Origin of the sequence: Pseudomonas sp. TH08 (assembly GCF_016651275.1) — a bacterium.
Taxonomy (GTDB): Bacteria; Pseudomonadota; Gammaproteobacteria; order Pseudomonadales; family Pseudomonadaceae; genus Aquipseudomonas.
Genome location: NZ_JAEKEE010000001.1, coordinates 1,043,340 through 1,055,491 on the forward strand (window position 1 = coordinate 1,043,340; position 12,152 = coordinate 1,055,491).

The window sequence follows — 12,152 nt, forward strand, 5'->3', positions numbered from 1 at the left end:
CCTTAAATCTTGCCATCGCGGCGAAGTTCGGCGAGCACGACAGTGATGCCACGCTTGTCGATGATACGCATGCCTTTGGCAGATACGCGCAGACGCACAAAACGTTTCTCTTCTTCAACCCAGAAGCGGTGATGCTGCAGGTTCGGCAGGAAACGACGACGGGTTTTGTTGTTTGCGTGGGAAATGTTATTCCCAGTCACCGGACCCTTACCGGTAACTTGACATACTCTCGACATGCCTCAGCCCTCTAAAACCACATGCCCAACCCGGCATGGGTTGGCCGCTTAATCTCTCAGTCATTTGGCGCCAGGCGCCGCGTTTCTTTAGAGGTCTTACCGGCTACACCTACAGTGAAGGAACCGGGCCCCTAGAAAAGAGCGCTGCTTTATACCAGAAAGACCGGGGTGCAACAACTTTCCGTGTGCAATCAATCCACAAAAAAGCGCTTTTTCGACCTGCGAACGCTTTGGATAAAGGCTGGCACCGGTTTTTACCACTCGTCGCAGAAAATCACCTGCGCGGCGGTTACAGACTTTTTGCGGCGCGCCGCGGTCTGAAAAACCGCCATCACTGTGCCCCGAAAATGCAAAAAGGGGATAGTCATTTGTAATCCAGCCCTCTAGGGTAGGCCTTTTCCAGACTGCACTTGCAGATGGGCCTTCGATCTGTAAAAGGAAACCGACCATGCGCCTCGCTGCCCTACCCCTGTTGCTCGCCCCGCTCCTGCTGAGCCCATTGGCCCAGGCCGCCGCGCTGAGCGTGTGCACCGAGGCCAGCCCTGAAGGGTTCGACGTGGTGCAATACAACTCGCTGACCACCACCAATGCCTCGGCCGACGTGCTGATGAACCGCCTGGTGGACTTCGATACCGCCAGCGGCAAAGTGGTGCCGAGTCTGGCAGACAGCTGGGAAGTCAGCACCGACGGCCTGACTTACGTGTTCAAGCTGCATCCACAGGTGAAGTTTCATACAACCGACTACTTCAAGCCGAGCCGTGAGCTAAGCGCTGAAGACGTCAAATTCAGCTTCGACCGCATGCTCGACCCGGCGAATCCGTGGCACAAAGTGGCCCAGAGCGGCTTCCCCCACGCGCAATCGATGCAGTTGCCGGCACTGATCAAGAAGATCGACGCACTCGATCCGCTGACCGTGCGGTTTACCCTTGATCACCCGGACTCAACCTTCCTGGCGACGCTGAGCATGGGTTTCGCCTCGATCTACTCTGCCGAATATGCCGATAAACTGATGAAGGCCGGCGCGACGGAAAAGCTCAACAGCCAGCCGATCGGCACTGGCCCGTTCGTCTTCACTCGTTTCCAGAAAGACGCAGCAATTCGCTACAAGGCCAACCCGGATTACTTCGGCGGCAAGCCATCGGTGGATCCGCTGATCTTCGCCATTACCCCGGACGCCAACGTGCGCCTGCAAAAGCTGCGGCGTAACGAGTGCCAGATCGCCCTGTCACCAAAACCACTGGACGTACAGGCTGCGCAGAAAGAGCCGACATTAAAAGTCGAAAAGACTGACGCATTCATGACCGCTTTCGTCGGCATCAACAGCCAGCATCCGCCGCTGGACAAGCCGGAAGTGCGTCAGGCGATCAACCTTGCGTTCGACAAGGCCAACTACATCAAGGCTGTGTTCGAAGACACTGCCGAACCCGCCAACGGCGTTTACCCGCCGAACACCTGGAGCTACGCGAAAAACCTGCCGGGCTACCCGCACGACGTGGCGAAAGCCAAAGCGCTAATGGCCAAGGCCGGACTGAAGGACGGTTTCCAGACCACCATCTGGACACGCCCATCGGGCAGCTTGCTCAACCCGAACCCAAGCCTCGGCGCACAGATGTTGCAGTCGGATCTGGCAGAAATCGGCATTCAGGCGGAGATCCGCGTGATCGAGTGGGGCGAACTGATTCGTCGCGCCAAGGCGGGCGAGCATGATCTGCTGTTCATGGGCTGGGCCGGTGACAACGGCGACCCGGACAACTTCCTCACGCCGCAGTTTTCCTGCGCGGCAGTCAAGTCCGGCACCAACTTCGCGCGCTACTGCAACGCCGATCTGGACAAGCTGATCAGCGCCGGCAAGACCACCAGCGAACAAGGCGTACGCACCAAGCTCTACGAGCAGGCACAGGCGCAGATTCAGCAGCAGGCGCTGTGGCTGCCGCTGGCGCACCCGACCGCGTACGCACTGACCCGCAAGGACGTGCAGGGTTACTCCGTGAGCCCATTCGGCCGCCAGGACTACTCCAGGGTCAACCTCAAATAACCTGTCCAGCACATTGCCCAATGTGGGAGCGAGCCTGCTCGCGAAAGCGGTCTGTCAGTAAAAACCATGCTGGCTGACATAACGCCTTCGCGAGCAGGCTCGCTCCCACAAGGGTTTAGTGTTTGTCTTTGAGAGTTACATCCAGCCACATTCCGCCATCGACAGCGGCTCGCCGTCACCGATGATGAAGTGATCCAGCACCCGCACATCAATCAGCTCCAGCGCCTTTTGCAGGCGCTTGGTCAGCAATCGATCAGCCTGGCTCGGATCGGTGTTCCCCGATGGATGGTTGTGGCACAGGATCAACGCCGCCGCGTTATTGGCCAAACATCGCTTAACTACCTCGCGGGGATGCACGCTGGTGTTGTCGATCGAGCCACGAAAAAGTATCTCGAAATTCAGGACCTGATGTTTGGAGTCAAGAAACAGACAACCAAACACCTCATGCGGCTCGTGACGCAGCATCGACTTCAGATAATCGCGAACGACCTGAGGGTTTTCCAGGGCCGGTTTCTGCCGTGATTTCTCAGCCAGATGCCGCCTGTTCATTTCCTGAGCCGCTTGCAGTTGCGCAAACTTCGCCGGCCCGAGACCCAATTGTTTGCTGAATGCGTCCTGATCGGCCTCAAGCAGCAAACGCAGGCTGCCAAATTGAGTCAGCAGGTTGCGCGCCAGATCCACAGCACTTAATCCGGGCAATCCGGTACGCAGAAATATGGCCAATAACTCAGCGTCCGAAAGGCTCGCTGCACCGTGTTCCAACAACCTTTCCCGCGGCCGTTCCGCCGCAGGCCAATCGCGAATACTCATAGCACTTCCCTGTCTGTGGGCGCCGCTGTTCCGTAGCGGTCGCTGTGATATCTTAGCCCATCTTTTTTGCGGGCGGATTCACCCTGGGGAGGGGGTTTCGCCACGTATGTCACCCACGAAATGAAAGGCAGACCTATGCAGCGGCTGTATCGGAAACGCATCGTTCTGGGCGTCGGCGGCGGCATCGCGGCCTACAAGAGCGCCGATCTGGTTCGTCGCCTGATCGATCAGGGCGCTGAAGTGCGCGTGGTCATGACCCACGGCGGCGCCGAATTCATCACCCCGCTGACCATGCAGGCGCTGTCCGGGCACCCGGTTCACCTCGACCTGCTCGACCCGGCTGCCGAAGCAGCAATGGGCCACATCGAGCTGGCGAAGTGGGCCGATCTGGTGCTGATCGCCCCGGCCACCGCCGACCTGATCGCCCGCCTGGCGCAAGGCATCGCCAACGATCTGCTGACCACGCTGGTACTGGCCACCGACGCCGTCGTGGCCGTCGCGCCGGCGATGAATCAGGCGATGTGGCGCGACCCGGCGACCCAGGCCAACCTGCAACTCCTGGAAAGCCGTGGCCTGAAGACCTTCGGCCCGGCCTCTGGCAGCCAGGCCTGTGGCGACGTCGGCATGGGCCGCATGATGGAAGCTACCGATCTGGCGCAATGCGCGGCGGACTGCTTCCAGCGTCAGGCACTGACCGGCAAACACGTGGTGATCACTGCCGGCCCGACTCAGGAAAATATCGACCCGGTGCGCTACATCACCAACCACAGCTCCGGCAAAATGGGCTTCGCCCTCGCCGAAGCTGCGGTGGAAGCCGGCGCCCGTGTGACCCTGATCAGCGGCCCGGTGCACCTGCCGACCCCGGATCGTGTCACCCGCATCGACGTGGTCAGCGCTCGCGACATGCTCGCCGCGTGTGAAGCCGCGATCCCCTGCGACGTGTTCATTTCCTCGGCAGCAGTTGCGGACTACCGCCCGGAAGTCGTCGCCCCGCAAAAACTCAAGAAAGATCCTACGAGCGGCGACGGTTTCGTCCTGCAAATGGTGCGTAACCCGGACATCCTGGCCACCATTGCGACCCGTCCCGACCGTCCGTTCAGTGTTGGCTTCGCCGCCGAGACCGAACACCTGCTCGACTACGCTGCGCGCAAGCTGAAGGACAAGAATCTCGATTTGATCGTCGCCAATGACGTCGCCAACCCGAGCATCGGTTTCAACAGCGAAGAAAACGCCTGCAGCGTGATTGACCGTGCGCTGCACGCCACGGTTTTCGCCCAGACCAGCAAGAGCAAGATCGCTCGCCAACTGGTCACTTTTATCGCCGAACGTCTGAACCAGGTTTAATTTACATGCACGCTTTGCAAGCCAAGATCCTCGACCCACGCATCGGCACCGATTTCCCGCTGCCGCAATACGCCACGCCAGGCTCCGCCGGCCTCGACCTGCGCGCCATGCTGGATCAGGACATCGTGATCAAACCGGGTGAAACCGTGCTGATCCCGACCGGTCTGTCGGTTTACATCGGCGACCCGAACCTCGCCGCGCTGATCCTGCCGCGCTCGGGCATGGGCCATAAACACGGCATCGTGCTGGGCAACCTCGTTGGCCTGATCGACTCCGATTACCAGGGCCCGCTGATGGTGTCGTGCTGGAACCGTGGCCAGTCCGATTTCACCATGACCGTCGGCGAACGTCTGGCGCAACTGGTGCTGGTACCGGTGGTGCAGGCACACTTCGAAATGGTTGAAGAGTTCGTCGAAACCGAACGCGGCACCGGCGGGTTTGGCCATACCGGCACCAAATAACCCATGTAGGAGCTGCCGCAGGCTGCGATCTTTTGATCTTGATTCTTTAAAAACAAAATCAAAAGATCGCAGCCTGCGGCAGCTCCTACAGGAGAGAAATTTGTGCAATTTGTGCGGCAGGTTTTAACACCGTAAATCAAGGTTTTGCCGGCCGAAAGCCACGCCAGCCGAGGCGTCATGGCCCTTTCACACCACGAACTCTCTGTGGAAAACGCCGTCATACCCTTCAGTTTGAGCCTGCCGTCGAACGATTCGTCGGTCTGTCCCGCCACTTTCGAGATGGAGCATTTCCGTAGATGAGCACCCCAGCCAAGATCGCCCCGACGCTGCCCGACAGCATTTTCCGCGCCTATGACATTCGCGGCACCGTGCCGGAATTCCTCAATGCCGAAACCGCTTACTGGATCGGCCGCGCCATCGGTTCGCAGAGCCTGGCGCAAGGCGAGCCGAATGTGTCCGTCGGTCGTGACGGTCGCTTGTCCGGCCCGGAGCTGGTCGCAGAATTGATTCGCGGTATCGCCGAAAGCGGCTGCCACGTCAGCGACGTTGGCTTGGTGCCAACGCCGGCGCTGTACTACGCCGCCAACGTGCTGGCCGGTAAATCCGGGGTGATGCTCACCGGTAGCCACAACCCGTCGAACTACAACGGTTTCAAGATCGTCATCGCCGGCGACACCCTCGCCAACGAACAGATCCAGGCCCTGCACGAACGCCTCAAGACCAACAACCTGAGCAGCGGCAACGGCAGCGTTACCCAAGTCGAGATCCTCGACCGCTACAACACCGAAATCGTCCAGGACATCAAACTGGCCCGGCGCATGAAGGTCGTGGTCGACTGCGGCAACGGCGCGGCCGGGGTGATCGCCCCGCAACTGATCGAAGCGCTGAACTGCGAAGTCATCCCGCTGTTCTGCGAAGTCGACGGCAATTTTCCTAACCATCACCCGGACCCGGGCAAGCCTGAGAACCTCGTCGACCTGATCGCCAAGGTCAAGGAAACCAACGCCGACATCGGTCTGGCGTTCGACGGCGACGGCGACCGCGTCGGCGTGGTAACCAACACTGGCAGCATCGTCTACCCGGATCGCCTGCTGATGCTGTTCGCCCGTGACGTGGTGGCGCGCAACCCGGACGCGGAAATCATCTTCGACGTCAAATGCACCCGTCGCCTGGTACCGCTGATCAAGGAATATGGCGGTCGGCCGCTAATGTGGAAGACTGGTCATTCGTTGATCAAAAAGAAAATGAAACAATCCGGCGCGCTATTGGCCGGTGAAATGAGCGGGCACATCTTCTTCAAGGAGCGCTGGTTCGGTTTCGACGACGGTATCTATAGCGCCGCCCGGCTGCTGGAGATCCTCAGCAAGGAAAAATCCACGGCGGAGGAGCTGTTTGCGACCTTCCCGAACGATATTTCTACGCCGGAAATCAATATCCATGTGACCGAAGAGAGCAAATTCAGCATCATTGATGCACTGCACGACGCACAGTGGGGCGCAGGCGCTGACCTGACCACCATCGACGGCGTGCGAGTCGACTACGCCAAAGGCTGGGGCCTGGTGCGCGCGTCCAACACCACGCCGGTGCTGGTGCTGCGCTTCGAGGCCGATGACGAGGCTGAATTGCAGCGCATCAAGGATGTGTTCCACGCCCAACTGAAACGCGTTGCACCTGATCTCCAACTACCGTTTTGATCCACCCGGAGCCCTGAATGACCCTCGAACGCGAAGCCGCCGCCCATACCGCCCAGGTCCTGTCCGAAGCGTTGCCTTACATCCGACGTTATGTCGGCAAGACCCTGGTGATCAAATACGGCGGCAACGCGATGGAAAGCGAGGAGCTGAAAACCGGCTTTGCGCGCGACATCGTGCTGATGAAAGCCGTGGGCATCAACCCGGTCGTGGTTCACGGTGGCGGCCCGCAGATCGGTGATCTGCTCAAGCGCCTGTCGATCGAAAGCCACTTCGTTGATGGCATGCGCGTCACCGACGCCGCGACCATGGACGTGGTGGAAATGGTCTTGGGCGGTCAGGTCAACAAAAGCATCGTCAACCTGATCAACCGTCACGGCGGTAGCGCCATCGGTCTGACCGGTAAAGACGCCGGGCTGATCCGCGCGAAGAAGCTCACTGTCACCCGTCAGACGCCGGAGATGACCCAGCCGGAAATCATCGACATCGGTCAGGTCGGCGAAGTGGTCGGGATCAACACCGAACTGCTCAACCTGCTGGTCAAAGGCAACTTCATCCCGGTCATCGCGCCGATTGGCGTGGGTGAGAACGGCGAGTCGTACAACATCAACGCCGACCTGGTCGCCGGTAAAGTTGCCGAAGCGCTGAAAGCAGAGAAGTTGATGCTGCTGACCAACATCGCCGGCCTGATGGACAAGTCGGGCACCGTATTGACCGGCCTGAGCACCCAGCAGGTCGACGATCTGATCGCCGACGGCACCATCTACGGCGGCATGCTGCCGAAGATCCGTTGCGCGCTCGAAGCGGTTCAGGGCGGCGTGGGCAGCTCGCTGATCATCGACGGTCGTGTGCCGAATGCGATCCTGCTGGAAATCTTCACTGATACCGGTGTGGGCACGCTGATCAGCAATCGCAAGCGTCCTTAACCGGAAGCGCACATAAAAGACCCCGCTCAGCCTGACTGAGCGGGGTCTTTTGCCTGCAATCCCCGTAGGAGCTGCCGAAGGCTGCGATTTTTTGATCTGGTTTTTATAAGCCGAAGTCAAAAGATCGCAGCCTGCGCCAGCTCCTACAGAATGATGTCGTATCAGACGCCGAATTGAGCGCGGTACGCTTCCACGGCCGGCAAGTGCTGCTTGAGCTGTGGATCGTCCGCGAGGAATTCCAGCACCTGATTCAGCGAAACAATGCTGATCACCGGAATGCCGAAATCACGCTCGACTTCCTGGATCGCCGACAACTCACCATTGCCGCGCTCCTGACGGTTCAGGGCGATCAGCACACCGGCGGCCTTCGCGCCATCCTGGGAAGCGATGATCTGCATCACTTCGCGGATGGCGGTGCCGGCGGTGATTACGTCGTCGATGATCAGTACATCACCGGTCAGTGGTGCGCCGACCAGGCTGCCGCCTTCGCCGTGTGCCTTGGCTTCTTTACGGTTGAAGCACCATGGCAGGTCACGGTCGTGGTGCTCGGCCAATGCCACGGCGGTAGTTGCCGCCAACGGGATGCCTTTATAGGCCGGGCCGAACAGGACGTCGAAGGAAATGCCGCTTTCAGCGATGGCTGCGGCGTAGAAACGCCCCAACTGCGCCAGGGCCGAGCCCGAGTTGAACAGGCCGGCGTTGAAGAAGTAGGGACTGGTGCGCCCGGACTTCAGGGTGAACTCACCGAAGCGCAAAACGCCGCGATCGATGGCAAAACGAATGAAATCGCGCTGATACGCTTGCATGAAAAAAACCCCAAATACCACGGATTTAGCTAATTAGCTTGACGCCGTGTATCATACACGCACGCGATTTTTGGGGCCATTTATGCGGATCATCAGTGTGAACGTCAATGGTATTCAGGCGGCAGTCGAGCGCGGTTTGCTCAGTTGGCTGCAAGCTCAGAATGCCGACGTCATCTGCCTGCAGGACACCCGTGCCTCCGCCTTTGAACTGGATGACCCAGCCTTCCAACTGGATGGCTACTTCCTTTATGCCTGCGATGCTGAAGTCCCTGCCCAAGGTGGCGTGGCTTTGTATTCGCGGTTGCAACCGAAGGCTGTCATCAGCGGTCTCGGTTTCGAGACGGCCGACCGCTACGGGCGCTACCTGCAAGCAGATTTCGACAAAGTCAGTATTGCCACCTTGCTGCTCCCTTCGGGGATGAACGGCGATGAGGACTTGAATCAGAAGTTCAAGCTCATGGACGACTTCGGCAAGTATCTGGACAAACAGCGGCGTAAACGTCGCGAGTACATTTATTGTGGCTCGCTGTACGTCGCGCAGCAGAAGCTCGACATCAAGAACTGGCGCGACAGCCAGCAATCCCCGGGCTTCCTGGCGCCAGAACGCGCCTGGATGGACGAGATTGTCGGCAACATGGGCTATGTCGATGCCCTGCGCGAAGTCAGCCGTGAAGGCGATCAGTACAGTTGGTGGCCGGACAACGAACAGGCCGAGATGCTCAATCTCGGCTGGCGCTTCGACTACCAGATCCTGACGCCGGGTCTGCGCCGCTTTGTGCGCAGCGCACGCCTGCCACGTCAGCCACGGTTCTCGCAGCACGCGCCGCTGATCGTCGACTACGACTGGACGCTGACCATCTAAGCGTCGATTCGTAGACATAAAAAATGCCCGTATCGCGAGATACGGGCATTTTTTATGCGCTAACCCACGCTAAAGCAGATCAACGATCTGCCGGACATGAGCCGTGGATCAGACGGCAGCGAAAAACGGCAGTGCCAGGTACAGCTTGATAACGATCACGTTAATGATGTCGATGAAGAACGCGCCCACCATCGGCACCACTAGAAACGCAATCTGCGAAGGCCCGTAGCGCTGAGTCACCGCCTGCATGTTGGCGATGGCCGTTGGCGTCGCGCCCAGCCCGAAACCGCAGTGGCCTGCTGCCAATACCGCCGCATCGTAGTTGCTACCCATCATTCTGAACGTCACGAAGATCGCAAAGAGCGCCATGACCAAGGCTTGTACAGCCAGAATGATGAAGATCGGCAACGCCAGAGCGGCCAGATCCCACAATTTGAGCGACATCAAGGCAATTGCGAGGAACAGCGACAGGCTGACATTTCCCAGCACAGAAACTTCGCGCTCGAACACCTGATACAAGCCCAGCGCTGACAACCCGTTACGCAGAACGACCCCGACGAACAGCACGCAGACAAACGTCGGCAACTCAAACGCCGTTCCTTGCAGCAGGCCATTCAAGAGGTTGCCGCCCAGCAGGCTGACTGCGATCAAGGCCAGGGTCTCGATAAACGAAAACGGCGTAATCGAGCGCTCTTTGTTCGGCTGCTCAAACCCCTTTGGCAACCGTGGCGTTTCCTGTGGATTGCAGCCCGGCACTTGAACGCGCTTGATCAGCAGGCGAGCCACCGGGCCACCAATCAAGCCACCCAGCACCAGGCCGAATGTCGCAGAGGCGATCGCCAGTTCGGAAGCAGACGCCAGGCCGTATTTCTCGCTGAACACCGTTCCCCACGCAGCACCCGTACCGTGGCCGCCCGCCAAGGTGATCGAGCCCGTCAGCAAGCCCATCAACGGATCCAGCCCGAGCATTGTCGCCAGGCCGATGCCCATGGCGTTCTGAACGACCAGAAGCCCGGTGACCGCCAATAGAAATATACCGACGACCCGGCCACCCTTCTTCAGGCTGGCAAAGTCTGCACTCAATCCGATGGTGGCAAAAAATGCCAACATCAACGGCATCTGCAGGGAAGTGTCGAATCGAATCTCAATATCGAAAGTGCGCAACACCAATAAAACCAGAGCAACCACTAAACCGCCTGCGACGGGCTCGGGGATATTGTAATTACGCAAACATCCGACACGTGTAACAAGTCCGCGTCCCAGCAGAAGCACTAAGGAGGCAGCTACAAGCGTTCCATAAAAATCAAGCTGAATCATTGGGATTATTCTTGGCTATAAATTCAGAGGCGCACGTTTTACCTAACCACGCCCCATGAACCGGCTGATCGTCTCAACACTGATTGCTGTGAAATTCAAGAACCTTCGATGGTCTGAATATATCGAAATATTTCAACAGGAATATAACGTGCGACGACTTTAACAACCACGAAGTCCAATTGCCAAGATCGCGGACAGCACTATGGCGCCGCAGTTGTGACTAAAAGTGTAAACACGAAATTGATGTAACAGCTTATGCGTCCAGTCATCGCAAATAGACTAATCCTACGCACCAAGGAAATTAATCCAGTTGCAAAAATACAAATGCCCTGACTAGTCAGGGCATTTATTTTTAAGCGCTACGAATTACAACAGTTCCCACGGGGGAGTTTGCGCCGACCGTTATTTGATCAACCGCCAGGTAAACGGATACCGGTACGGATAACCTTCGTTGGCCTTGACCCCGGCAATGATCGTCAACACCAGTGCGCCAATGGCCACAATGCCGATCATGAAGAAACCAACGATCAGCACCATCAGCAGGAAGCAGACCAATGAGGCAATCGCCACGGTGATCTGAAAATTCAGCGCCTCTTTGCCTTGGGCATCGATAAACGGATCCTTTTCACGCTTCATCTGCCAGAGGATCAACGGCCCGATCAAATTGCCGAACGGAATCCAGACTCCCAGCAAGGCCGACAAGTGACAAAACATCGCCCATTGACGAACCTCCTGGCTCGGCTTGGGCAGTAGCTCTTGCTGGTCACTCATCGCATTCTCCTTGCGGTTATCAATGTGCTCAGTCAGCCAGTGCGGCGCTCTGCAATTCGAAGATCTCGTTCATGCCTTTCTTGGCCAGTTCCAGCATGGCGTTGAGGTCTTCCGGCTGGAACGGCGCGCCTTCAGCGGTGCCCTGCACTTCGATGAAACCACCGGTGCTGGTCATCACCACGTTGAGGTCGGTCTCGGCGGCGGAGTCTTCCAGATAATCCAGATCCAGTACCGGCTCACCCTGATACATGCCGACCGATACCGCGCCGATCATTTGCTTGAGCGGGTCGCCGCCTTTCAGGCCGCCGCGCTTCTTGATCACTTTCAGCGCATCGACCAGTGCAACCATGGCGCCAGTGATGGACGCCGTGCGGGTGCCGCCGTCAGCCTGGATCACGTCGCAGTCGACGTACAGGGTGACGTCGCCCAGCTTGGACATGTCCAGCGCCGCGCGCAGGGAGCGGCCGATCAGACGCTGGATTTCCAGCGTGCGGCCGCCCTGCTTGCCACGGCTCGCTTCACGCTGGTTACGCTCGCCAGTGGCGCGCGGCAGCATGCCGTACTCGGCGGTCAACCAACCCTGGCCCTGACCCTTGAGGAAACGCGGCACGCCGTTTTCGACGCTGACGGTGCAGATGACTTTGGTATCACCGAATTCGACCAGCACCGATCCTTCGGCGTGTTTGGTGTAGTTGCGGGTAATGCGGATCGAGCGGAGCTGATCGGCAGCGCGACCACTTGGACGTTTCATAGGAGATACCTGTACTGAGGACGGAAAACTGCCGAGCATTATAGAGCGCTGCACTGCGACTGGGCACTTGTTAAAAATTCGGGCCGACGATCGAAGGCCTTGAAACACGCATTACCGACGGGCTGCAGCCCTTTGTCACACC

At 58.5% G+C, this 12,152-nt stretch carries 11 protein-coding genes and 1 pseudogene; 6 read left to right on the forward strand and 6 right to left on the reverse strand.

Annotation, left to right across the window (positions count from 1 at the left end; translation table 11 throughout):
- Positions 1–2: 2 nt before the first annotated feature.
- On the reverse strand, positions 3–236 hold the full coding sequence (gene rpmB / locus JFT91_RS04990; protein ID WP_007920377.1) for a 50S ribosomal protein L28: 234 nt from the start codon (positions 234–236) through the stop codon (positions 3–5).
- A gap of 448 nt (positions 237–684) precedes the next feature.
- On the opposite strand from rpmB, the gene JFT91_RS04995 reads away from it, so the two are divergent.
- Positions 685–2,271 (forward strand): ABC transporter substrate-binding protein, encoded by a 1,587-nt coding sequence (locus tag JFT91_RS04995; protein ID WP_201231725.1) that lies wholly within the window; start codon positions 685–687, stop codon positions 2,269–2,271.
- Between the two features lie 135 nt (positions 2,272–2,406).
- Here the strand turns inward: JFT91_RS04995 and radC are convergent, their stop codons facing one another.
- Positions 2,407–3,081 carry a RadC family protein gene (gene radC / locus JFT91_RS05000; RefSeq protein WP_201147456.1) on the reverse strand — a complete coding sequence of 225 codons (675 nt, stop codon included), beginning with the start codon at positions 3,079–3,081 and terminating at the stop codon, positions 2,407–2,409.
- 135 nt (positions 3,082–3,216) lie between these two features.
- Between radC and coaBC the strand changes: the two genes are divergently transcribed.
- The 4 genes and pseudogenes from coaBC to argB all read left to right on the forward strand — a co-directional run bounded on the left by coaBC (position 3,217) and on the right by argB (position 7,503).
- Positions 3,217–4,425, forward strand: coding sequence for a bifunctional phosphopantothenoylcysteine decarboxylase/phosphopantothenate--cysteine ligase CoaBC (gene coaBC, locus JFT91_RS05005; RefSeq protein WP_201231726.1), 1,209 nt, complete (start codon positions 3,217–3,219; stop codon positions 4,423–4,425).
- 5 nt (positions 4,426–4,430) lie between these two features.
- Positions 4,431–4,886 carry a dUTP diphosphatase gene (gene dut, locus JFT91_RS05010; RefSeq protein WP_034152055.1) on the forward strand — a complete coding sequence of 152 codons (456 nt, stop codon included), beginning with the start codon at positions 4,431–4,433 and terminating at the stop codon, positions 4,884–4,886.
- Positions 4,887–5,203: 317 nt separating this feature from the next.
- Positions 5,204–6,580 (forward strand): annotated as a pseudogene (locus JFT91_RS05015) (phosphomannomutase/phosphoglucomutase); the annotation flags it as partial.
- Positions 6,581–6,597: 17 nt separating this feature from the next.
- Positions 6,598–7,503, forward strand: coding sequence for an acetylglutamate kinase (gene argB, locus JFT91_RS05020; protein ID WP_003229488.1), 906 nt, complete (start codon positions 6,598–6,600; stop codon positions 7,501–7,503).
- A gap of 161 nt (positions 7,504–7,664) precedes the next feature.
- Here argB and pyrE read toward each other — a convergent pair whose 3' ends face one another.
- Entirely contained in the window at positions 7,665–8,309 is a 645-nt protein-coding gene (gene pyrE, locus JFT91_RS05025; protein ID WP_076564544.1) for an orotate phosphoribosyltransferase, read from the reverse strand.
- A gap of 82 nt (positions 8,310–8,391) precedes the next feature.
- Here pyrE and crc point away from each other — a divergent pair, with 82 nt between their 5' ends.
- Positions 8,392–9,171 carry a catabolite repression control protein Crc gene (gene crc, locus JFT91_RS05030; protein ID WP_007920349.1) on the forward strand — a complete coding sequence of 260 codons (780 nt, stop codon included), beginning with the start codon at positions 8,392–8,394 and terminating at the stop codon, positions 9,169–9,171.
- A gap of 108 nt (positions 9,172–9,279) precedes the next feature.
- On the opposite strand, the gene gltS is transcribed toward crc, so the two are convergent.
- The 3 genes from gltS to rph form a co-directional block, all read right to left on the reverse strand.
- Positions 9,280–10,488, reverse strand: a complete 1,209-nt coding sequence (gene gltS / locus JFT91_RS05035) for a sodium/glutamate symporter (protein WP_201231728.1) — start codon at positions 10,486–10,488, stop codon at positions 9,280–9,282.
- 402 nt (positions 10,489–10,890) lie between these two features.
- Complete coding sequence (locus JFT91_RS05040; RefSeq protein ID WP_201229275.1) at positions 10,891–11,259, reverse strand: DUF4870 domain-containing protein; 369 nt, start codon at positions 11,257–11,259, stop codon at positions 10,891–10,893.
- A gap of 28 nt (positions 11,260–11,287) precedes the next feature.
- Positions 11,288–12,010, reverse strand: a complete 723-nt coding sequence (rph, locus tag JFT91_RS05045; RefSeq protein WP_201231729.1) for a ribonuclease PH — start codon at positions 12,008–12,010, stop codon at positions 11,288–11,290.
- Positions 12,011–12,152: the final 142 nt, after the last annotated feature.

Coding starts and splice junctions, on each gene's coding strand:
- radC (WP_201147456.1), bottom strand. CDS start 3,081: ATGAGTATTCGCGATTGGCCTGCGGCGGAACGGCCGCGGGAAAGGTTG.
- coaBC (WP_201231726.1), top strand. CDS start 3,217: ATGCAGCGGCTGTATCGGAAACGCATCGTTCTGGGCGTCGGCGGCGGC.
- argB (WP_003229488.1), top strand. CDS start 6,598: ATGACCCTCGAACGCGAAGCCGCCGCCCATACCGCCCAGGTCCTGTCC.
- gltS (WP_201231728.1), bottom strand. CDS start 10,488: ATGATTCAGCTTGATTTTTATGGAACGCTTGTAGCTGCCTCCTTAGTG.
- pyrE (WP_076564544.1), bottom strand. CDS start 8,309: ATGCAAGCGTATCAGCGCGATTTCATTCGTTTTGCCATCGATCGCGGC.
- JFT91_RS04995 (WP_201231725.1), top strand. CDS start 685: ATGCGCCTCGCTGCCCTACCCCTGTTGCTCGCCCCGCTCCTGCTGAGC.
- rpmB (WP_007920377.1), bottom strand. CDS start 236: ATGTCGAGAGTATGTCAAGTTACCGGTAAGGGTCCGGTGACTGGGAAT.
- dut (WP_034152055.1), top strand. CDS start 4,431: ATGCACGCTTTGCAAGCCAAGATCCTCGACCCACGCATCGGCACCGAT.
- rph (WP_201231729.1), bottom strand. CDS start 12,010: ATGAAACGTCCAAGTGGTCGCGCTGCCGATCAGCTCCGCTCGATCCGC.
- JFT91_RS05040 (WP_201229275.1), bottom strand. CDS start 11,259: ATGAGTGACCAGCAAGAGCTACTGCCCAAGCCGAGCCAGGAGGTTCGT.
- crc (WP_007920349.1), top strand. CDS start 8,392: ATGCGGATCATCAGTGTGAACGTCAATGGTATTCAGGCGGCAGTCGAG.